The sequence below is a fragment of the Marinomonas polaris DSM 16579 genome, from assembly GCF_900129155.1.
GTDB classification, from domain to species: domain Bacteria; phylum Pseudomonadota; class Gammaproteobacteria; order Pseudomonadales; family Marinomonadaceae; genus Marinomonas; species Marinomonas polaris.
On record NZ_FQVF01000006.1, the window covers coordinates 172,050 to 192,917 of the forward strand.

A 20,868-nucleotide genomic window follows, 5' to 3' on the forward strand; every position below is an offset into this window, starting at 1 on the left:
TTATTGGCCTTAAACGATAAAGCCCGTAACCAACAAAAATAGCGACTAATAAAAACAAAAAAGCCCCGCATAAGCGAGGCTTTATCCTAGAAGATTTGGTTAACTAAATAACTTCGCGCTCAACAAGCTCATCAAATTCAGCTTGCAACTGACGCTCTACAGGGCTTTCTACATCCTTAGCGTTAATATGGTGCTGTCGACCAGCATGCTTCGCTTTATGTTTAATTAACTGTTTCTCTAACTTGCCAACTAACAGGTCAAGGGCAGGTTTAAGTTGTTTATCTGTTTGTACCATTGCAAAAAGGTCATGACCAGGAATATGAACACTGGCTTCTACTATTAATTCATGAGTCCCATGCTTCTCTGTATTTAAGGTCACATTAATGGTGGTTATCTGATTATTGATACGCGCCAAATGATCCATTTTATCTTTTACTACTTCTTGAACTTCTTCACCAGATTGGACGTGGTGACCGCTAATATTCAATGTATACATAGAGAATTTCCTTCTGTTTTGGTCAGGTTTTTTATTAACTTAAGTCTTGTTCCTCCTCTGTTGCCCTTACCTATAATCTAAGGATGGTATGCCCAAATTTCAATACCCATATTGTAAATACTTGCTCAAGATCATGATTAAAGCCAAGAACTTACATATAAACGCAAAAAATCCCTCTTAAAACACTTTATATATCAATATCATAAGTCTAAAAATCTAGCAAACACTTCAAGCCTATATTGTATAAAAATATGTATTTATTTTCCCTATAACTGGCTATAGCATCATCATAGAAAGTTTAAATAGCAAATTTATTTTGTTCCTAAACTGGCTCAACACTTCGCATCAAACGACTACTGTACAACCGATAAAGAATGGCGAGAAATACGCACAATCCAGCCGGTACAGACAAAGCATAAAAACTAAATTGATGAAATAACCACGTCCCTATTGAGCCACCAAAAATAAAACCTGTCACTATTATAAGAAGCAAAAAAGCCCTTCGCTTATCCATAGGCTTTCCTTGTAAAGCTCCTCCCAGCATAATGCCCAAATCAGTAAAGATGCCGGTTAAATGGGTAGTTCGTACCACAGCACCACTATAAGTTGTTGCAAGAGCATTCTGAAGACCACAAGCCGCTGACGCAAAATAATGACCAGAGGTATGATTGTTTAACAAAAAATACATGGCAATTAATAAAAGTGCGGCCTCAATGATTAATAAGACATCATATAAGCGACCTAGTTTCAACGATGTTCCCGTCAACATAAAACCAGAAAGCGCAGAACCAAATAAGAAGCTTAGCAGTATTCCAATTAGATGCAAAAGTGTCCCCGGTATTGGATTTAACAAAGCACTACCAATAAGCGTAGCAGTACCCGATAAATGCGACACGGCTTGATGCTGAAAACCTATCAAAGCAACTGCATTAACACTTCCAGCGATCAAAGCAAGCAAAAATGCACCATACTCAACCCACTTTGGCAATCTTGATAACACACACCCTCCTAAAGCTTCTATTTGTCTTGGCCACGTAATCCTACTATCAAAAAATGGAGCCATACCACTCATTGATAACATCATGCCCTACTTAACCAAGCAAGCAAAAAAAAGCGCCAGTCACGAATGACTGGCGCTTTTTTTGGAAAATAAACTAGGCAATTCTAGTCATTTAGCAAAATGCGTAACATGCGGCGCAATGGCTCTGCTGCACCCCATAATAACTGGTCACCAACAGAGAAAGCGCTGATATATTCAGGGCCCATGTTCAACTTGCGAATACGACCAACAGGAATATTCAATGTTCCAGTTGCCGCTGTCGGAGTTAGACGCTCCATAGTTGCTTGCTTATCATTAGGAATCACACTCACCCAATCATTATGTTGAGCAAGCATGCCTTCGATATCCGCAATAGGAATATCTTTGTTTAGCTTAATAGTATAAGCCTGACTATGGCAACGCATCGCACCGATGCGGACACATAGCCCGTCAACTGGAATCGGCTTACCATCGATACCTAAGATCTTGTTACACTCCGCCTGCGCCTTCCACTCTTCACGGCTTTGACCGTTATCAAGCTGGCTGTCAATGTAAGGGATCAAAGAACCAGCTAATGGAACACCAAACTGGTCAGTTGGCAATGTACCAGAACGCATTGTTTCTGCGACTTTACGATCAATTTCTAGAATCGCACTAGCAGGATCTGCAAGCTCAGCCGCAACAGAACCATGCAACATACCCATTTGATTGATCAATTCACGCATGTGGCGTGCACCGCCACCAGAAGCCGCTTGGTAAGTCATAGAGGTCATCCATTCAATATGGCCTTTCTCGAACAACCCACCTAGCGCCAATAGCATCAAACTAACTGTGCAGTTACCGCCTACAAACGTTTTTACGCCATTGCTTAAACCTTGCTTGATAACATTTAGGTTAACAGGATCAAGTACGATAATCGCGTCTTTATCCATACGCAACGAAGACGCCGCATCAATCCAGTAACCTTTCCAACCAGCATTACGTAACTGTGGGTAAATAGCCTTGGTGTAATCCCCGCCTTGACAGGTAATAATAATATCCATCTTTTTCAATGATTCAATGTCACTTGCATCTTGAAGCAATGGAATATCTTTACCAATTTCTGGACCTTTCTGCCCCGTTTGAGATGTAGTGAAAAAAACTGGATCAATATGATCAAAGTCTTTTTCTTCCATCATTCGTTGCATCAACACGGAACCGACCATTCCGCGCCATCCGACTAAACCTACAGTTTGTTTTGACATGGTTAACGTTACCTTTTTTTGTGGGGCCACTCATACCAAGAGCAGTATCCCTAATGAATGCCCAATATCGTTATGATATTACGCTTTTAATGCTGCTAGAACTGCATCGCCCATGGCTTGCGTACTAACAGTTTCGCATCCTTTTGATGCAATATCTGCGGTTCTTAAACCTAGATCTAGAACCTTACTTACTGCCACTTCAATAGCATCGGCCGCATCTTTAGCGTCTAAAGAATAACGCAACATCATAGCAACTGACAAAATTGTCGCCAATGGGTTAGCGATTCCTTTTCCTGCAATGTCTGGCGCAGAGCCGTGACATGGCTCATACATACCGCGACCTTCAGCATTTAGAGAAGCAGAAGGTAGCATACCAATAGAACCTGTCAACATAGCCGCAGCATCAGAAAGGATATCACCAAACATATTGCCAGTAACCATTACATCAAACTGTTTTGGTGCACGAACAAGCTGCATCGCAGCATTATCTACTAGCATATGAGTCAATTCGACGTCAGGATACTCCTTCGCTACTTCTTCCATGACTTCTTTCCAAAGAACCGTCACTTCTAGTACGTTGGACTTGTCAATTGAGCAGACGCGCTTGCCACGTTGACGAGCGGCTTCAAAAGCTGAACGACCGATGCGACGAATTTCTGACTCATTGTAAACATAGGTGTTAAAGCCTTCGCGTTCGCCATTTTCTAATATACGAATACCACGAGGCTGACCGAAATAAATACCGCCTGTTAATTCACGAACAATAAGAATATCCAAGCCAGCAACGATTTCTGGTTTCAAGCTAGACGCATCCGCTAACTGCGGATATAAAATTGCAGGACGAAGATTCGAAAACAGTTCAAGGTTAGAACGTAAGCCAAGTAAGCCTTTTTCAGGACGAACAGACATGTCTAACTTATCCCACTTAGGTCCGCCCACAGCACCAAGCAAAATAGCATCGGCTGCTTTCGCTTTTGCTAATGTCGCTTCAGGTAATGGAGAACCCGTTTCATCATAAGCAGAACCACCAACCAAGGCGCTTTCATGTTGAATATTCAATGAAAACTGTTCATTTACCGCATCCAATACTCGAACCGCTTGCGCTACGATTTCTGGACCAATACCGTCACCCGGTAATACCAATACATTTTTAGTCATTTTAAACCCTTAAAAGCTATGTCTTTTGTTTACTGACCGCGTGGCAAGAAAAGCCAAGGCGCATCATTCATGCGTTTTTCTTCATAACGACGGATCGCAGAATCTTGCTGGAGTGTTAAGCCAATATCATCCAAACCATTCAACAAACAATGTTTGCGGAAGTTATCGACATTAAACTCAAATGTCGCACCAGAAGGCGATGTAACGGTTTGGTTTTCAAGATCGACAATCACTTGAGCACCTTCACGTAATGCCACTTCAGCGAACAGTTGATCCACTTCTTCAGCTTGCAAAACGATCGGTAACAAACCATTTTTGAAACAGTTATTGTAAAAAATATCCGCAAAGCTTGGAGCAATAATAGAACGAAAGCCGTAATCATCTAATGCCCAAGGTGCGTGTTCACGACTAGAACCGCAACCAAAGTTTTGACGAGCTAATAACACGCTCGCGCCTTTGTAACGATCTTGATTCAGTACAAAATCTTTGCGTATTGGACGACCATCACATTCTTGATCCGGCTGACCTTCGTCTTCGTAACGAAGCTCATCAAATAAGTTTTTACCAAAGCCAGTACGCTTGATGGATTTCAAGAACTGCTTCGGAATAATCATATCAGTATCAACGTTTGCCAAATCCAAAGGAGCGGCTAAACCTGTGTGTTTAGTAAAGGGACGCATGCTCTTTTCTCCTAGTGTTTCACAAACTCATTAACATCAACAAAGTGACCAGCAATTGCTGCAGCCGCAGCCATCGCAGGGCTAACCAAATGCGTACGACCACCAAAGCCTTGACGACCTTCAAAGTTACGGTTCGAAGTAGACGCACAATGTTCGCCAGCACCTAACTTGTCAGCATTCATTGCCAAACACATAGAACAACCGGGTTCGCGCCACTCTAATCCAGCCGCTTCAAAGATTTCATGCAAGCCTTCTTTTTCAGCTTGCGCTTTTACCAAGCCAGAACCCGGAACCACAATCGCTTGCTTAAGAGTTGAAGCCACTTTACGACCTTTAACAACTTGCGCCGCAATGCGTAAATCTTCAATGCGTGAATTGGTACAAGAGCCAATAAAAACGCGGTCAAGAGTGACATCACCCAGCATAGTTTTGCCTTCTAAGCCCATGTATTTCCAAGCACGTGCATAACCTTCTTTTTTCACCGGATCTTTCTGATCTTCAGGGCGAGGAATTGGCTCATCAATGGCGATAACCATTTCAGGTGACGTTCCCCATGTAACCTGTGGCTTGATATCTTCAGCTTTCAGCACAACCACTTCGTCAAATTGCGCGTCTTTATCAGAAACAAGATCTTTCCAAGCTTCAACAGCCATATCCCAATGCTCGCCTTTTGGCGCATAAGGACGACCTTTTACATATTCGATAGTGGTATCGTCTACTGCGATCAAACCAACACGAGCGCCCGCTTCGATTGCCATGTTACAGACAGTCATACGTCCTTCCATCGACAATGATTGAATACCCGTTCCACCAAATTCAATAGCGTAGCCCGTACCACCAGCCGTACCAATCGCACCGATAATCGCCAAGACAACGTCTTTCGCAGAAACCCATGGCGACAATTCACCATCAACACGAACCAACATATTGCGGCTTTTCTTTTGTACCAAACACTGAGTTGCTAATACGTGTTCAACTTCTGATGTACCGATACCATGTGCCAAAGCACCAAAAGCACCATGAGTAGATGTATGTGAATCACCACAAACAACCGTCATACCTGGAAGCGTCGCACCTTGCTCTGGCCCAACAACGTGTACGATTCCTTGGCGGATGTCTTTCATGTTGAATTCAGTAATACCGAATTCGTTACAGTTGTCATCTAAAGTGATAACTTGGATTTTAGAAACTGGATCGGCAATACCATCTACGCCAGAAATACGCTCTTTCTTAGTCGTTGGTACGTTATGGTCTGGCGTTGCCAAACTTGAAGACACACGCCAAGGCTTACGTCCTGCCAATCGAAGCCCTTCAAATGCTTGTGGCGATGTTACTTCATGAAGCAACTGCAAATCGATATAAATCAATGCGCTGCCGTCATCTCGCTGCTGAACAAGGTGGCTATTCCACAACTTGTCATAAAGTGTTTTACCTGACATAAGTTCTCTCCTCAGAAATCTATTGCGCTATCCTAAAACTTTGGCTTAAATTACTCAAATTCATATTTTTCATGTTTTGGATAATTTTTTGGAATGATAGACATTGCCGAACTGCTTACCTTTATAAAAGTCGCCGAAACCAGCTCTTTTTCAGCAGCTGGTGATCAACTTTTTGTTACCCAACCCGCTATTAGCAAACGTGTTGCCTCACTTGAAAGTAGTCTTGGAGTAAAACTTTTTGATCGCATCGGGCGTCAGGTTCAATTAACCGAAGCCGGTATTCGTCTATTACCCAAAGCACGAAAAATGGCAGAGGACCTGCAAGACATAAAGCGCAGCATGACACTACAAATGCAAGATGTAAGCGGTGAATTACGCATATCCACTAGCCATCACGTTGGCTTACACCGCTTACCTAAATCTCTCAAACGATTTCAAGAAGACTTCCCAAGCGCACAATTAGAAATTGAATTTGTTCAATCTGAAGAAGCTTATCAAGATGTATTAAAAGGAAGAGCAGAACTGGGGATTATTACTTTATCTAATAAAGAAAATCCGCTCATTGAGTCATTGCCTATTTGGTCTGATCCACTTGCCTGTGTGGTCAGTAAAGATCACCCTCTCGCGCTTTCTAAAAACTTGAGTCTAATTGAATTAGCACAGCACGCCTGCGTTTTGCCCAACAAAAACACTTTCACAAGACAAATAGCAGAACAAGCATTTGGCAAACAAGGCCTAAAACCTCAGGTGCGAATGAACACGAACAACCTAGAAACATTAGCAATGCTGGTTAACATTGGCTGGGGTTGGTCACTACTTCCTTCGACACTAGTCGATGAAAAACTCGTCGTATTAAACTTGCCGGATTTGAACGTAGAAAGAAAACTAGGAGTTATTCATCATAAGCAAAGAACACTTAGCCGTGCTGCTATCGCTTTTATTGAATTACTTAAAAGCGACAGCACAAGTTTATAGGATCTTTAGGAAAAGACTTTTAGGAAAACCAACGGCGCTGACTAATAAGAAGTATTGTTAGTGCCAGCATACTAACACAAGCTGCTAGGGTAAAAACCCAAGCTCCACCCAACCATTCCCAAAGATATCCAGTAATTACCATTCCCAGTCCACCGCCTAAGCCGATAGCAAAAGCGCTATACATGGCTTGACCTTGACCAGCAAAACGTTCTGGAAAAAGACGTCTAATCTGCTCAATGGAAACCATATGAAACAGTGCAAACGTAATACAATGGAGCAACTGCGTAAAAATAAGCACCCATGCAATAGAGGCAAACCAACCGACTAATAACCAACGAACAATACCGCAAATAAAACAAAGTGTAATAATGTGGACCACATCAAAGCGCTTAATCGTATTACCAAAAAATAAGAACAAGAAAATTTCAATCACCACACCCAAAGCCATCAACAAGCCAATTTGTTCGCCACTGTAACCAAAGTTAGACAGATGCACGGCAAAGAAAACATTGAAAGGCGCATGTGACATAAAAGCCAAAAATGCTAAGACAAAAAACAGCATCGATTCAGGATTTTTTACTAATGCAAAAAAAGAAGTTGTCGCCTTTGGTTGATTGGTCTCATAGGCCTGTTCTTTAAGGAAAAAAGACGTCACAACTGCAAGTGCCATAAATGCACACATTGTAGGAATAACGACACCTATCCCAAATTGACCGATTAAAAAACCAGCTCCAGTTACTGCAAACACATAACCAATTGAACCACCGGCTCTTAAACGTGTATAGGGTACATCCAATTGTCGGATACTCCGCACAGTCAAAGAGTCAGTCATCGGGATAAGTGCCGAATAAAACAGCGCCATAGTACAGGTCAATAGCCACAAGGTTTCAAATTGATCGCTCCAATTAAACGGAATGACGGCAATAAAACAACCTAAAATACCTAATTGAAGTATGCGTTTTGGTAAACCTACTTTCGCAGTTAACCATCCCCAAAAATGCGGTACCAAAATGCCAGACAAAGTGAAAGTAGACATCAATCGACCAATCTCGGAAGCGGTTAAGCCAATCGATTTATAATACATCGATATATAAGGCATCATGACGCCGATAACAGCACAGAAAAAAAAGTAAAAGAAAAATAAAGGCCAAGCCACAGGGCGAGCATTTTCAGAAAACATCATGGCTCCAAAAAATTACGATGTTTACTGCCAAATAAGACAACAAAGATCATGCATTAATTATAATGATTAAGTATGCTGGAAATATTGTAAAAAAGCACGACAGATAATGGTGCAAGTCCGCTACAAATTTAACCTATCCTGTCCCTGCTCATATTAATAATTTTCTTATTTACAACGAGGACAATCATGACAAACAAAACAGAATGGTGGCGTGGCGCCGTAATTTATCAGGTTTATCCTCGTAGTTTTTTCGACTCAAATAACGATGGTATCGGCGACCTTCCTGGCGTAACGGCGAAGATGAGCTACATCGCTTCATTAGGCGTTGACGCGATTTGGCTCTCTCCGTTTTTCACTTCACCCATGAAAGACTTTGGTTATGATGTTTCCAACTACTGTGACGTGGACCCTATTTTCGGAACACTGGCCGACTTTGATGAACTGATTGCATCCGCTCATCATCACGGCCTTAAAGTTATGATTGACCAAGTTCTAAATCATAGTTCAGATCAGCATCCATGGTTTGTTGAGTCTCGCAGCAGTCATGATAACGACAAAGCCGATTGGTATGTTTGGGCGGATGCAAATCCAGATGGTACAGTCCCTAATAATTGGCTGTCTGTTTTTGGTGGTCCAGCTTGGCATTGGGATAGTCGTCGTAGACAATATTATCTTCATAATTTTTTAGACAGCCAGCCAGACTTAAACTTCCATAACCCTGTCGTTGTCGACGCATTACTTGAAACGGTTGAGTTTTGGTTAAAACGCGGCGTAGACGGCTTCCGACTAGATACAGCAAATTATTACTATCATGACATTGAGCTAAGAAGTAACCCTCCCAAAAAAGAAGTAGTGGAAGGAAGTATTGGGGTACGACTCGACAATCCATACGCTTACCAGCTGCATCTATATGACAAATCCAGACCTGAAAATATTGCTTTTTTAAAACGTTTACGCAGCTTATTAGACCAATATCCAAACACTACAACCGTTGGTGAAGTAGGCTGTGATTTTGCACTTGAAACCATGGCAGCTTATACACAAGGCAAAGATAAGTTACACATGTGCTACTCGTTCGACCTACTCACTCATGATTCCTCGATGGCTCACATTCGCAACACAATGGAAACAATAGAAGCGGGATTAGGCGATGGCTGGCCTTGTTGGTCGATCGGCAATCACGACGTGGAACGAGTAACTACACGCTGGGGAAATAACCATGATCCAATTGCCAAAAGCAAAATCTATATGGCAATGCTTTTAACCTTGCGCGGGAGTGTTTGTTTGTATCAGGGAGAGGAGCTTGGACTACCTGAAGCAGAGCTGACATTTGATCAATTAGTTGATCCTTTTGGTATTGCTTTCTGGCCAGAGTTTAAAGGTCGAGACGGTTGCAGAACCCCTATTCCATGGAAAAACGAAACACTGGGAGGGTTCACTCAGTCCGCTCAACCTTGGCTACCCATTGCAGAAGACCAAAGACCATTAGCGGTTAGCGAACAGGAAGGTAACCGCCATTCTGTTTTGCATGCTTATCGAGATTTTCTTCATGTAAGACGCAGTCATCCTGAGTTACGCCATGGTGACATTAAGTTTATCTACAACGATGAAACAACACTGACATTCCTCCGTAGCCATAATGGCAAACGTCTTTACGTGGCAATCAATACCGCTAACCAAGACATCATATTGCCAGTCGAACTCAAACTATCAGCATTGACCTTGCCAGAAGCCATACACAGTGGGTACATAGATGGAAAGACTATCGTCCTTCCTCCTTTTAGTATTTTGCTCGCATCCGTTCTAGACTAACTTTTTAAACCTAAAAAAAAAGCCCCACTCTTAAAGCAATAAGAGCGGGGCTTTAAGCTTATGCAGAAAAGAAAAAACTATGAGGACAAAAGCTCTTGGTTTGGCCACGCATTAATAATAGCTTTTACCAAAGTAGCTAATGGAATCGCAAAAAATATCCCCCAGAACCCCCATATACCACCGAAAAACAAAACTGCAACAATGATTGCCAGCGGATGCAAGTTCACTGCCTCTGAAAACAATAATGGGACAAGCACATTACCATCCAATGCTTGAACGATTAAATAGGCAACCACCACATAGATGAATTCACTCTGAGTTCCGTATTGATAGAACGCCACCAACACAACTGGAATAGTCACGGCAGCCGCACCGATGTAAGGAATCAACACCGACAAACCGACTAACAAGGCCAGCAACTCTGCGTATTTCAAACCAAACACCAAAAATACAACATAAGTCACTACACCAACGACAAACATCTCAATGAACTTGCCTCGAATATAATTTGCAATCTGGCCATTCATTTCATGAGCGATATTACGCATCATTTTTCTTTCCTTAGGTAACCAAGACGTCAAATAATCAAGTATTTTATCTTGGTCTTTTAACAAGAAAAAAATCACCAATGGCACTAATACCACGTAAATAACAACTGAGAACAACGAAGGAATGCTCGACAACGAAAAAGATAACAACCATTGCCCAAGATTCGTTGACTCATTGGCAAGTGAATTTGTTACTTCATCTATCGCCGCTTGACTAACTAAATCACTATGCCCCTCAGCAAATTGCTGCACTTCATTGCGAATTACCATAAACATCCTCGGTGCATCTTGCACGAGTCGTACAGCCTGGCGCCAAATAATTGGTACCATGACACCGATAAAAACACTACAGGCGGTTAAGAAAGTAAAAAATACAATAAAAACAGATGTGAGATGACCCAGTCGGAGACGTTGCAGCCGATCAACTAAACCCTGCAGTAAAAATGCTAAGACGATAGCAATTAATATTGGTGCTAGAATCCCGCCCCAAAAAGCCAAAACACAGAGCGTAGCAATCAGTAATAAAAGAAAGACCACTACTTCTTCATTAGAAAAATACCGTTTAATCAGCGTATCAACAATTTTAAACATATCGAGTCCGTTTCAGCTTTTTTGAATAACAAAGGTATACACATCATTGTCTTCACATGTTGACAATAAAGTAAATCCGACGAGTGCCGTATATTGAGGGATATCTTTTAACGAACCTGCATCGCAGGTTGTCACACATAAGCGCTCTCCCACCGCCATCTTACTTAACGCCATTTTTGCCTTTAACAAAGGCATTGGGCAACGATCTTCTCTTGCATCCAAGATTACGTCATACTGATTGCCTAGATTGATCGTCATTTTATAATTTACCCAATGAATACATTAGCCATATTATGAGACTATTTTCAAACGTTACAACAGGCTTAACCATCTTAGCCGTTGTTTTTACAAGTACTTTGTCCAATATAAGTACAGCCAGCATTCCTGATCTGGAAGCGAACAAAGACGAAAGAGCCTTGTCTAATCCCTCCTACATACTAGGACAATATTGGTTTCGAAAACTAAATGGAAGCCGAGCATTAATCGACTTTCCTCCAGCCTACGATTACTTAAAAGATGCGCTATCTCAAATTCTTCCGCAAACGAATCTTTACAACACCAAGATTGAAATGACTCTTTTAAATAGTTCGCAGAGTAATGCTTTTGTCATTCCAGGCAATCATCTTTTCATTTACTCAGATATTATGGAGATGATAACTAGTGAAGACATGCTATTTGGCTTATTAGGACACGAAATTGCTCATTTGGATCTTCGGCACTATGAGCGCCAAACCAAACATTCTGGTGAAGAGTTACAGAAGACTCTTGTCATGCTGGGAGCAGGAATAGCTGCAGCCCTAGCTGGCGCCGGCTCTGATGCCACAACAGCACTTTGGCTAGGGGGTATAGCGAATCAGGCAGAAAATACTCTAACTTATAGTCGCAACCAAGAACAAGAAGCCGATCGACGTGGTCGAGAATATCTAATCAACGCAGGACTCGCACCTGAGGGTATGACAAAATTATTTCAGGCTTTCTTTAAGCAGGCACTGGGAAGACCAAAACTGGAATATTTATCAAGCCATCCTTCGCCAAACTCAAGGCTATCTGATTCCTTTAGTACCGAGACTAAAGAAACTATCTTAAGCAACAATACAACAACAGACTTTGAATTTTTTAGAGCAAGTATGCTAGCTTACAGAGCAGGTATTGAAGACAAACCCTTTACCTATTTAGATCAAAATATACAGGATAATGATGCTAAAAATTTCGCTAAAGGACTTTTCTCTTATCTTATCCAATCCCCCGAAAGAGCCCTAATTTTTTTAAATAAACTAGAAAAACACAATCAATTCACAGATTACTTACAAGCGCTTAGTTATGCTGCTTCAGGCCAAACAGAGCAAGGCCTTAACATCATAAATATGCGGCTAGACCTTGCACCAAAAGATATTCTTTTTTCAATGCTTCATGCACAATTAACTAAAACAAAACCTATCTCAGTTTATTCAAATTATCTTTATGAGCAGAGATTGATTTGGAGAGCTAACATTCAATATTATCAATCTAGAAACAACATTCCTATGGCACTAAACTATCGAGCTTTATTAGACTTTAGCCAAGGAAAGGATAAAACAGCAGAGTATTTAATTAAACGAGCCGAAAATGATGCTAAAGATAACGACAAAAATGCCATACAAGAAACAGCAGCAAAATTTAAAATAATTAATGAAGCAGAAAAACAAGAAGACTTAGAAGAAGAAAATAGAAATTAGCGAAATATAAAAAAATAAAAAGCCAAACTAAAAGTTTGGCTTTTTTATCTACAGCAAGTCAGCATCATTCTGCTGATTGTGCGTGGAGTTCATCAAACTGTGCTTGCAATTCAGCATGTTTAGTTTGGTATGCAGATACTTTCTGATCTACACTATATGCACCATTCAAATTAACATTTGCATCGACATCAGCGCCCATGTTTTCAAGTGTTACAGCGAGTGCTTCTACGCTACCTCTAGCACTTTGAATGCGGTCAGTAGGACTCTCATCAGAAGCTGCAAACGCACTGGTAGCCATTACAGATGCTGTTACGAGAGCTAGAATAGTTTTATTTAAAGTATTCATATCGTTATCCTTTAATCTGTTAGATGGGGTTATTATTCCGCTGTTTGAGCATGTAATGTATCGAATTGGTTTTGCAATTCTGTATGCTTAGCGTTATATACAGCCGCTTTTTGATCAAAAGTATAAGCACCATTTAAATCGACACTGGTATCAACATTAGCACCCATATTTTCAAGCGTTGCCCCTAAAGCCTCAACACTACCTTTTGCACTTTGAACACGCTCAGTACCTGTTTCAGCAAAAGCTGCTGTCGTCATTACAGAAGCAGCTAATAGCGCTAAAATAGTTTTATTTAAGTTTTTCATAATATTCACCTTTAAAATTAAATAGTATTTGAATCGATTATAAAGCGTTTAATTACTCTGCAGATTGTGCGTGCAAAGCGTCAAATTGATTTTGAAGTTCAGCATGTTTCGTATTATAAACAGCTGCTTTCTGTTCAAAAGTATAAGCACCATTTAAATCAACACTGGTATCAACATTAGCGCCCATATTTTCAAGAGTCACACCTAACGCCTCAACACTACCTTTTGCACTTTGAACATGTTCAATGCCTGTTTCGGCAAAAGCTGCAGTTGTCATTGCAGAAGCAGTTAATAGAGCCAAAGTTACTTTAGTGATAGTTTTCATATTTATCTCCTTGAGAGAGCAATCATTAATATTTAAAATTCAAATCGTTTATCGCTTCGATAAATTTATAATAGTCCTTTACTGAAAATTAAAAAGCCCAAAACAATATCTTCCACCTTTGTTCCAAATACGAACTAACAAACATCAATTCGAGTAAAGATCACAAAAAATAGGTAGAAATCAAAATAAATAAGGCAAAAAAACAGTCGAATAAGGAATAAATACACAAAGCGTGACTTTCACTTAAGAGCGATTCCCGATATAGAGACAAATCGATAGGGATAGATCGAAAAATTTGCTAATATACATCATCTGTTTGGATATAAAAGATTATGACACCGCTTGCTTTAATAGATAACTTAGAACATTTACCTAATCCTTTTACTCAGTTTGAAGGTATTGTCGCTCATTTAGAAAGCTCTACACCTCATATCAATGATCCTGAGTATCGACGAGATCTTCAGCTAGCATTATGCTTTATCTATAGTTACAACGGCTCACAAGCAACATTCAACTCTTATAGACGAGAAGTTGAGCGATTACTCCTCTGGTCATGGCATATCGCCTTATGCCCAACAACCCAGTTACGTCGTGATCAGATCGAAGAATTTATACATTTTTGTATAACACCTCCAGAAAGCTGGATTGGCACGAAAAACGTCGCTCGTTTTAAATTACATATGGGACAGAGAACAGCCAATAAAGATTGGCGACCATTTGTTGCGCATGTGAGTAAATTAGAATTTAAAAATGGTGATGTACCTAAAGCCAAACAACACTCATTATCTCAAGCAGCCATCAGGGCAACATTTTCAATCCTATCGTCTTATTATGGATTTCTTATGCAAGAGGATGCTGCACAGCAAAATCCTGTGGCATTGATTCGACAAAAAAGTAAATTTGTAAAAAAAGAAATCACTCGTAAACAAGTCAGACGTATTTCTAATTTGCAGTGGGACTATGTAATAGAAACAGCAGAAATGTTGGCTGAAGAAGATCCCGCACACCATGAACGCACTCTATTTATAATGAATGCTTTGCTCGGCATGTATTTACGAATTTCTGAATTAGTCGCCGATGAACGGTCTGCGCCAGTGATGGGCGACTTTATAAAAGACGCCGACGGACATTGGTGGTTTAAAGTTCTTTCAAAAGGTAATAAAGAACGACTGGTTGCCGTATCTGATGATATGTTGAATGCTTTAAAACGCTATCGACAGTTTCGAGATTTACCATTACTGCCAACCATTGCTGAAAACACACCTCTTGTACCTAAAAACCGAGGACAAGGTGCGATGACAAGCTCAAGACAGGTTCGCAACATAGTTCAGCTGTGCTTTGACAAGGCTTATGAACGCATGTGCGAAGATGGCATGAGAGCCGATGCTGATGACCTACGCGTTGCAACCGTTCACTGGTTACGACACACAGGCATATCGGAAGACGTAAAAACGAGACCAAAAGAGCACGTTAGAGAAGACGCTGGCCACGCCAGCATGGCAACAACAGATAAGTACATTGATACTGAATATCGAGAGCGTCATGCAAGTGGCCGAAAGAAAACCCTTCGACCTCACTAATTGTCAGTCTTAACAAGAACTAGCACTTCTCTTTATTGTGAGTTGTGCTATTTTGACCAACGCTCTAGGCTTTTTTCATCGTTAGTATTAGCCTCTACCCAACGACTTTCTGAGCCTTCAGATTCTTTTTTCCAAAACGCTGCTCGGCTTTTCAAATAATCCATAATAAAGTCACACGCTTGAAAGGCTTCTGAACGATGAGAGGCACTGACACCAACAAATACGATCTGATCATCTACTGACAAACGACCCACACGGTGCACAACGCAAACGTCTAATAAAGGCCAACGTGCATTGGCTTCATCAACAATGGCTTGTAAGTTACGTTCTGTCATTCCTGGATAATGCTCAAGTTCGAAGCTGCAGGCCTCTTTGGGTAAGTCAGAAAACTGGCGTACCAAACCAACAAACATGGCAACAGCACCCGTTTGATTAGCCTTCAATAAGCTTTTATATAAAACATCAACGTGAAAATCTTCTTCCTGTATGAGAATCATTTAGCCTCCGGTGACAGGTGGAAAAAAAGCCACTTCACTGACAGATTCAGGGACAATATCTGCGTCTCTAGCAAATTCGAAATCAATAGAGGATTGGATACCTTTTTCAAGCAGCGCTTGTCCTTTATCTAATTCATTAGCCAATTGATGTTTTAATTCGCAAATGCTCATAGGTAGGGATAACTCTGCAATGTATTCGCTCTGACCAATGCTTTCTTTCAAAGACGCAAAAAACACCACTCTCACCTTAAGCATTGCCTTTACTCCAATCACCACTTTTGCCGCCTTTTTTTTCTAACAAAGACACATTCTGAATAACTATGCCTTTATCAACCGCTTTGCACATATCGTATAGAGTCAACGCAGCGATACTTGCACCAGTGAGCGCTTCCATCTCAACGCCAGTTTTTCCAGACAGAGAGCAGGTACATAACACTTCTAACTCACAATCGCTGATCACGTTAATGTCTACCGTCACTTTAGTCAGCATCAAAGGATGGCATAAAGGAATCAAGTCAGATGTCTTCTTTGCTGCTTGAATGCCTGCAATACGAGCGGTTGCCAACACGTCGCCTTTTGGCAAACCTCCTTCTATCACTTTTTTTAACGTAGCTGGTTGCATTAAAAGAATTGCCTGAGCGGTTGCCGTGCGTTTAGTAATGTCTTTGTCTGAGACATCAACCATATGTGCGTGGCCTTGATGATCCAAGTGGGTAAGTTTATCGCTCATAAAAATCCTAAACAGTATACATAGATTAAAAATGTCGCCTATATTTTAAGAAAGCCAGTAGGAATGCAAGTAAAGTCTTAGAGATACTGCACTAACATACATATAATACCGCTCTTGGACGGATCTCCTCTAATCATCACCTTTTTCAGTTAGGAACAGTAGGAATGGCATCAAAGTGTTTTCTTTTTTTTCTTTTTATAGCAACGCAGCTATGGGCAGAAAATACGATCATTTCCAATGGAAGTGATCCAAGGATCAACGTGCTAATTCCAACCTTCAAAGAAACACAGCCCATTTCAGCTAAAGATGTACTATCAAATGGGGAATTTCAACAAAGCATTTATGAAGAGTCCCAAGGCTTCTCAGAAAGCGCTTACTGGCATAAGTTAAGCTTTCCCAAAACCACAACACCAAACATGGGGCAAACGATTCATCTTGCCTTAAACTACTACGTCATCGAACACCTTGATTTCTATTTATTTCATGGAGATCAGCTTCAGTCACAATGGAAAAGAGGCGCACTAGAAAGCTGGAAAGGTGATACAAAACGCTACAACGGCATTTGGATACCGATATCATTGTCCAATGAGCAGGATACAACGCTATTAGTCCGTAAACAGGGTAATAGTCCGCTACTAACACCTTTTATGTTGTTTGATGATACAAACGCTGAAGCCAAAAAAGAGGAAAAACTGATTTTCTGGACCTTTATCATCAGTAGTTTGGTTATTCTACTCGCTCACAATGTCTTTGTTTTTATCCTACTAAGACAGCCAGGCTTTGTTTACTACCTTGGCCTAAATATCATTATATTTATTGCGCTATCCGTTGTCACAGGGTTCAGTAGATGGATTTTTTCAGAAGAAATTAGCCAATGGATCATTAGAAACCTATTTGTCATATTTGGTATCGGAGCTTGGATACTATTTCGCTTCAGCATACATTTTTTAAAAGAAGTTCGGATCCCTTCCCCTCAATCATTGATTAGAAAATATGGTGACAGCATTTTCATCATATTCTTACTTTCGACACAACTATTCTCGGTTAAAACCGCTGCGCTCCTGTTTGCTTGCCTCGAAGTATTTCTGTTTTTTATTTGTATCTATTGGGGCATAAAAGCCTATCTAAAAGGCTTTATTGCGGTACGCTTTTATTTGTTTTCTTGGTTCTTTTTAATCATTGGCAGCATACTAAACACTCTTATCTTTTGGAAAATATTACCCATAAACCTTTTTACGGAATCTATTCTTCCTATTTCTAGCATGCTACAACTACTTGCCTTTGCCTTTGCTTTTGCAGATAAATCCAAGCAGTTTGAACGTAATCGAAAACTACAAGCGCTCACTGATTCATCAACCAATCTCCCAAACCGAACCTATTATTTTGATAAGCTGCCAACACTATTAGCATCAATAGCGCCACACTCTCCACAGCTAGCACTTGTCATGATAGACATCAGCAACTACCAAACTTTGAACCAAGCTTTTGGCCCTGCCAAAGCAGACTCCGTTATATCAGAAGTCATTCAAAGTATTCATCAACAAGCCCTAAGGATGGAAGGCGTTTTATCTTTTCCTTTACCCAATAAAAGTATTAATAAAGTCATTCGGATAACGGCAACCAATATCATCTTAATCAGTACAACTCCAGATCAAATCAAGCAACAGATACTAAAAATCCAGCGGATTCTTGATACCCCAACACTAGTAAACAAAATTCATTTCAGACACCAATATAAAATAGGTAGCGCACTTTACCCTACACAGGGAGCGGATTTAGACAAACTGTATCAGAACGCACTCATCGCTAACCACTCGGTCACTTATTCATCCGGTAACTGGGCTGCTTTTACCGATAATTTAAAAAGTAATCACGCCCATCAATTGGGTTTAATCACTCAGCTGACAGATGATATTGAACATGAAAAGCTCTATTTTCACATTCAGCCTCAAGTCAATTTAGCAGATCGAAGTATTATCGGTGGTGAAGTTCTTGTTCGTTGGCACAACAAGCACTTAGGGCAAGTATCGCCAGCAGAATTCATTCCATTAGCAGAACAAACAGGTCTTATATACAAGCTCACAGATATGTTGCTTGAAAAAGTGTTTCAGTGGGCTTTTGAACACCCAGCTGCATTGTCAACACAGCGCCTATCCATCAACATATCTGCACTTGATTTGCTTCAAGAAGACTTTGCCAATCAAGTCATTGAAAAGCTTCAAAATCATCATTTATCAGCCTGTAAGTTCACTATAGAAATCACTGAGACCAGCATCTTCCAAAACAACAACATAGTACATAACAACGTAAGACAGCTACATCATGCAGGTTTTAAGCTTGCTATCGATGATTTTGGCGTAGGTTATAGCTCTATGCAAAATCTCGTTGTTTTAGAAACAGATGAATTAAAGATTGACCAATTCTTTGTAATGAACTTATTAAATGATCCCCAAAGCCAGACCTTATGCCGCAACATGATAGATCTCTGTAAGGCACTTAATATCGTTAGTGTTGCTGAAGGTATTGAATCCGAAGAAATCCTACAACTATTACTACAGTGTCAATGCCAAATTGGACAGGGTTATCACCTCTACCGACCTATGTCGCCGAACGATTATCTCAAATTATTAGATTAAAAGTTCCGCCTTTGTCAGCGCCAACAAATCGTGCATAATGCTGTAAACATTAATGACATCAGAATCCACTCACCACAAAAACACGGTTAATAGCTAACATCGCATGAGCCTAATAGACGATTATCAACTGCTGGAGATCCCAACCACCGCCAGCGAGCAGGAAGCAAAAACCGCGTTTAGACGTTTGGCAAGGCGCTATCATCCTGATAAAAATCCTGATAAAGACACAACGGAGCTTTTTCAGCGTCTTCAGGCTGCTTACGAAAATGTTACCAACGCCATTCGCCAAGGTGCGCAAGTCAACGACTGGAAACCTTTTACCTTTACCAAAGAAAACACACAAAGCTCTGGCGCCAAAAACCGTTATACGAATTTTTCGACCGCCACAGACAAAGAACAGGAAGCCTTTGTCAAAGAGCGACAACGTGCCTACGAAGAAATGAAGCGCAACAACGCTCACCATGAAAAAACACGTAATGACGCTATCAAAGCAGCACGTAATACCATAAATGAAAAACGCGTTAAAGCCCTTTACGAAGAAGCCTTCAAGGCATCCAAAAACTTTACTTCACAAGGCTACAGCTATACAGACAACCAAAGCGGCGAAAAACCAGATATACCACCTTACCAATCCTTTGTGGACGATGAAGAAGAATACACACAATCTACACAATCTACACAATCCACACAGTCGTTCTATAACGAACCAGTTAGCCAACCGATTAAATTAGACGCAGCAAAGGCTGCATTTCGCGCTGCTACCTATATCGCTTGTTTTGCTGCTGGCATTTACAGCACGCTGTATTGGCAATCATCCAAGCAGGAAACAGCCTCCGAGCAAAAAGTAGCCACCTACATCAGTGGCTTATATCCCCAGTTTCGTGTTGGAATAAGTTACACCTTAGCCGACACCACGCTTTATGCAGAGCCAGATGTATCCAGCGCCATCTTGCAAACCATCTCAACTCAATCAGATCTGCAAAGTATTAAATCGCAAGGCAACTGGTTGACTGTCCGTTACAACGGCATGAATGGATGGGTGCAAACAAAAAATATTGGCTTTGGTAGTATTCAACACGCACTTCAAACCGGTTGCTTTGGCCAGCCCGGTGCTGCACCTCAGCATGGCGAGTTAATTGGTGTGGCTGACGGAAGTAGCCGTTTGCGCATTTTGAACCAATTACCCGAGCACAGCATGCTCACCTTCGAGTCCTATGACGGACAAGCGCCCTTTTCTATCTACTTGTATGGAAAACAAACATACGCAGCCAATTACATCCCCAGAGGCAACTACCGGTTGGTGTTAGAGACAGGTTCCCTGTATCATCACGCCTGTAACCAATTCCTCTTTAATGACACAACCAAAGTCATCTTAGACAATGTCGATTTTGCCAGCACTGAGCAGTCACTCACGCTAAAGCCATAATCTGACTATTGAAGACCTTTGCACGAAGTCACGAGCGAAGCCAAGACGAGGCAAAAATACACGAGAAAGCAGTGTTTATGAGTTATAAATGAGCATTTTGAGTCTATTTTTAACAAAGTATTGGCGAGCAGAGTAGTCGTGCA

At 40.9% G+C, this 20,868-nt stretch carries 21 protein-coding genes; 6 read left to right on the forward strand and 15 right to left on the reverse strand.

Features of this window, described 5'->3' with window-relative positions; genetic code table 11:
• Positions 1–103: 103 nt before the first annotated feature.
• From hpf to leuC, 6 genes are all read right to left on the reverse strand, one after another.
• Positions 104–496 (reverse strand): ribosome hibernation-promoting factor, HPF/YfiA family, encoded by a 393-nt coding sequence (gene hpf / locus BUA59_RS07830; protein ID WP_072839160.1) that lies wholly within the window; start codon positions 494–496, stop codon positions 104–106.
• Between the two features lie 322 nt (positions 497–818).
• Entirely contained in the window at positions 819–1,496 is a 678-nt protein-coding gene (locus BUA59_RS07835; RefSeq protein WP_072839161.1) for a YoaK family protein, read from the reverse strand.
• A gap of 164 nt (positions 1,497–1,660) precedes the next feature.
• On the reverse strand, positions 1,661–2,779 hold the full coding sequence (gene asd / locus BUA59_RS07840) for an aspartate-semialdehyde dehydrogenase (protein ID WP_072839162.1): 1,119 nt from the start codon (positions 2,777–2,779) through the stop codon (positions 1,661–1,663).
• Positions 2,780–2,857: 78 nt separating this feature from the next.
• Positions 2,858–3,937: a 3-isopropylmalate dehydrogenase gene (gene leuB / locus BUA59_RS07845; protein ID WP_072839163.1), complete on the reverse strand. Its 1,080-nt coding sequence runs from the start codon at positions 3,935–3,937 to the stop codon at positions 2,858–2,860.
• Between the two features lie 29 nt (positions 3,938–3,966).
• Positions 3,967–4,617, reverse strand: a complete 651-nt coding sequence (leuD, locus tag BUA59_RS07850) for a 3-isopropylmalate dehydratase small subunit (protein ID WP_072839164.1) — start codon at positions 4,615–4,617, stop codon at positions 3,967–3,969.
• An 11-nt stretch (positions 4,618–4,628) separates the two neighbouring features.
• Complete coding sequence (leuC, locus tag BUA59_RS07855) at positions 4,629–6,056, reverse strand: 3-isopropylmalate dehydratase large subunit (RefSeq protein WP_072839165.1); 1,428 nt, start codon at positions 6,054–6,056, stop codon at positions 4,629–4,631.
• Between the two features lie 93 nt (positions 6,057–6,149).
• On the opposite strand from leuC, the gene BUA59_RS07860 reads away from it, so the two are divergent.
• Positions 6,150–7,031 carry a LysR family transcriptional regulator gene (locus BUA59_RS07860; RefSeq protein ID WP_084122269.1) on the forward strand — a complete coding sequence of 294 codons (882 nt, stop codon included), beginning with the start codon at positions 6,150–6,152 and terminating at the stop codon, positions 7,029–7,031.
• A gap of 19 nt (positions 7,032–7,050) precedes the next feature.
• Here the strand turns inward: BUA59_RS07860 and BUA59_RS07865 are convergent, their stop codons facing one another.
• The gene (locus BUA59_RS07865; protein WP_245813110.1) at positions 7,051–8,214 is read right to left on the reverse strand and encodes an MFS transporter; all 1,164 of its coding nucleotides are present in this window, start codon (positions 8,212–8,214) and stop codon (positions 7,051–7,053) included.
• Between the two features lie 186 nt (positions 8,215–8,400).
• Here BUA59_RS07865 and BUA59_RS07870 point away from each other — a divergent pair, with 186 nt between their 5' ends.
• Entirely contained in the window at positions 8,401–10,026 is a 1,626-nt protein-coding gene (locus tag BUA59_RS07870) for an alpha-amylase family glycosyl hydrolase (protein ID WP_072839167.1), read from the forward strand.
• 77 nt (positions 10,027–10,103) lie between these two features.
• Here BUA59_RS07870 and BUA59_RS07875 read toward each other — a convergent pair whose 3' ends face one another.
• Both BUA59_RS07875 and BUA59_RS07880 read right to left on the reverse strand, forming a co-directional pair.
• Positions 10,104–11,165 carry an AI-2E family transporter gene (locus tag BUA59_RS07875; protein ID WP_072839168.1) on the reverse strand — a complete coding sequence of 354 codons (1,062 nt, stop codon included), beginning with the start codon at positions 11,163–11,165 and terminating at the stop codon, positions 10,104–10,106.
• Between the two features lie 12 nt (positions 11,166–11,177).
• Positions 11,178–11,423 carry a sulfurtransferase TusA family protein gene (locus tag BUA59_RS07880; protein WP_072839169.1) on the reverse strand — a complete coding sequence of 82 codons (246 nt, stop codon included), beginning with the start codon at positions 11,421–11,423 and terminating at the stop codon, positions 11,178–11,180.
• A 35-nt stretch (positions 11,424–11,458) separates the two neighbouring features.
• Between BUA59_RS07880 and BUA59_RS07885 the strand changes: the two genes are divergently transcribed.
• Positions 11,459–12,880, forward strand: coding sequence for a M48 family metallopeptidase (locus BUA59_RS07885; protein WP_072839170.1), 1,422 nt, complete (start codon positions 11,459–11,461; stop codon positions 12,878–12,880).
• 64 nt (positions 12,881–12,944) lie between these two features.
• On the opposite strand, the gene BUA59_RS07890 is transcribed toward BUA59_RS07885, so the two are convergent.
• The 3 genes from BUA59_RS07890 to BUA59_RS07900 are packed head-to-tail and all read right to left on the reverse strand — an operon-like array spanning position 12,945 to position 13,856.
• The gene (locus BUA59_RS07890; RefSeq protein ID WP_072839171.1) at positions 12,945–13,226 is read right to left on the reverse strand and encodes a hypothetical protein; all 282 of its coding nucleotides are present in this window, start codon (positions 13,224–13,226) and stop codon (positions 12,945–12,947) included.
• Between the two features lie 32 nt (positions 13,227–13,258).
• Positions 13,259–13,531 (reverse strand): hypothetical protein, encoded by a 273-nt coding sequence (locus BUA59_RS07895; protein WP_072839172.1) that lies wholly within the window; start codon positions 13,529–13,531, stop codon positions 13,259–13,261.
• Positions 13,532–13,583: 52 nt separating this feature from the next.
• Positions 13,584–13,856 carry a hypothetical protein gene (locus BUA59_RS07900; protein WP_072839173.1) on the reverse strand — a complete coding sequence of 91 codons (273 nt, stop codon included), beginning with the start codon at positions 13,854–13,856 and terminating at the stop codon, positions 13,584–13,586.
• Between the two features lie 332 nt (positions 13,857–14,188).
• Here BUA59_RS07900 and BUA59_RS07905 point away from each other — a divergent pair, with 332 nt between their 5' ends.
• Positions 14,189–15,436 carry a tyrosine-type recombinase/integrase gene (locus BUA59_RS07905; protein WP_072839174.1) on the forward strand — a complete coding sequence of 416 codons (1,248 nt, stop codon included), beginning with the start codon at positions 14,189–14,191 and terminating at the stop codon, positions 15,434–15,436.
• 47 nt (positions 15,437–15,483) lie between these two features.
• On the opposite strand, the gene BUA59_RS07910 is transcribed toward BUA59_RS07905, so the two are convergent.
• The 3 genes from BUA59_RS07910 to moaC are packed head-to-tail and all read right to left on the reverse strand — an operon-like array spanning position 15,484 to position 16,663.
• Entirely contained in the window at positions 15,484–15,933 is a 450-nt protein-coding gene (locus tag BUA59_RS07910; RefSeq protein ID WP_072839175.1) for a molybdenum cofactor biosynthesis protein MoaE, read from the reverse strand.
• Positions 15,934–16,188 (reverse strand): MoaD/ThiS family protein, encoded by a 255-nt coding sequence (locus BUA59_RS07915; protein ID WP_072839176.1) that lies wholly within the window; start codon positions 16,186–16,188, stop codon positions 15,934–15,936. It abuts the gene before it with no gap.
• Positions 16,181–16,663, reverse strand: a complete 483-nt coding sequence (gene moaC / locus BUA59_RS07920) for a cyclic pyranopterin monophosphate synthase MoaC (protein ID WP_072839177.1) — start codon at positions 16,661–16,663, stop codon at positions 16,181–16,183. The genes BUA59_RS07915 and moaC overlap by 8 nt, the downstream gene beginning before the upstream one ends.
• Before the next feature lie 260 nt (positions 16,664–16,923).
• Here moaC and BUA59_RS07925 point away from each other — a divergent pair, with 260 nt between their 5' ends.
• Together BUA59_RS07925 and BUA59_RS07930 are read left to right on the forward strand one after the other, a co-directional pair.
• Complete coding sequence (locus BUA59_RS07925) at positions 16,924–19,299, forward strand: EAL domain-containing protein (RefSeq protein ID WP_245813111.1); 2,376 nt, start codon at positions 16,924–16,926, stop codon at positions 19,297–19,299.
• A 103-nt stretch (positions 19,300–19,402) separates the two neighbouring features.
• The gene (locus BUA59_RS07930; protein ID WP_072839179.1) at positions 19,403–20,725 is read left to right on the forward strand and encodes a J domain-containing protein; all 1,323 of its coding nucleotides are present in this window, start codon (positions 19,403–19,405) and stop codon (positions 20,723–20,725) included.
• Positions 20,726–20,868 lie beyond the last annotated feature (143 nt).

Excerpts from the sequence above, each read along its gene's own strand:
- hpf (WP_072839160.1), bottom strand. The coding sequence starts at position 496 with ATGTATACATTGAATATTAGCGGTCACCACGTCCAATCTGGTGAAGAA.
- asd (WP_072839162.1), bottom strand. The coding sequence starts at position 2,779 with ATGTCAAAACAAACTGTAGGTTTAGTCGGATGGCGCGGAATGGTCGGT.
- leuB (WP_072839163.1), bottom strand. The coding sequence starts at position 3,937 with ATGACTAAAAATGTATTGGTATTACCGGGTGACGGTATTGGTCCAGAA.
- leuD (WP_072839164.1), bottom strand. The coding sequence starts at position 4,617 with ATGCGTCCCTTTACTAAACACACAGGTTTAGCCGCTCCTTTGGATTTG.
- leuC (WP_072839165.1), bottom strand. The coding sequence starts at position 6,056 with ATGTCAGGTAAAACACTTTATGACAAGTTGTGGAATAGCCACCTTGTT.
- BUA59_RS07860 (WP_084122269.1), top strand. The coding sequence starts at position 6,150 with ATGATAGACATTGCCGAACTGCTTACCTTTATAAAAGTCGCCGAAACC.
- BUA59_RS07865 (WP_245813110.1), bottom strand. The coding sequence starts at position 8,214 with ATGATGTTTTCTGAAAATGCTCGCCCTGTGGCTTGGCCTTTATTTTTC.
- BUA59_RS07870 (WP_072839167.1), top strand. The coding sequence starts at position 8,401 with ATGACAAACAAAACAGAATGGTGGCGTGGCGCCGTAATTTATCAGGTT.
- BUA59_RS07875 (WP_072839168.1), bottom strand. The coding sequence starts at position 11,165 with ATGTTTAAAATTGTTGATACGCTGATTAAACGGTATTTTTCTAATGAA.
- BUA59_RS07880 (WP_072839169.1), bottom strand. The coding sequence starts at position 11,423 with ATGACGATCAATCTAGGCAATCAGTATGACGTAATCTTGGATGCAAGA.
- BUA59_RS07885 (WP_072839170.1), top strand. The coding sequence starts at position 11,459 with ATGAGACTATTTTCAAACGTTACAACAGGCTTAACCATCTTAGCCGTT.
- BUA59_RS07890 (WP_072839171.1), bottom strand. The coding sequence starts at position 13,226 with ATGAATACTTTAAATAAAACTATTCTAGCTCTCGTAACAGCATCTGTA.
- BUA59_RS07895 (WP_072839172.1), bottom strand. The coding sequence starts at position 13,531 with ATGAAAAACTTAAATAAAACTATTTTAGCGCTATTAGCTGCTTCTGTA.
- BUA59_RS07900 (WP_072839173.1), bottom strand. The coding sequence starts at position 13,856 with ATGAAAACTATCACTAAAGTAACTTTGGCTCTATTAACTGCTTCTGCA.
- BUA59_RS07905 (WP_072839174.1), top strand. The coding sequence starts at position 14,189 with ATGACACCGCTTGCTTTAATAGATAACTTAGAACATTTACCTAATCCT.
- BUA59_RS07910 (WP_072839175.1), bottom strand. The coding sequence starts at position 15,933 with ATGATTCTCATACAGGAAGAAGATTTTCACGTTGATGTTTTATATAAA.
- BUA59_RS07915 (WP_072839176.1), bottom strand. The coding sequence starts at position 16,188 with ATGCTTAAGGTGAGAGTGGTGTTTTTTGCGTCTTTGAAAGAAAGCATT.
- moaC (WP_072839177.1), bottom strand. The coding sequence starts at position 16,663 with ATGAGCGATAAACTTACCCACTTGGATCATCAAGGCCACGCACATATG.
- BUA59_RS07930 (WP_072839179.1), top strand. The coding sequence starts at position 19,403 with ATGAGCCTAATAGACGATTATCAACTGCTGGAGATCCCAACCACCGCC.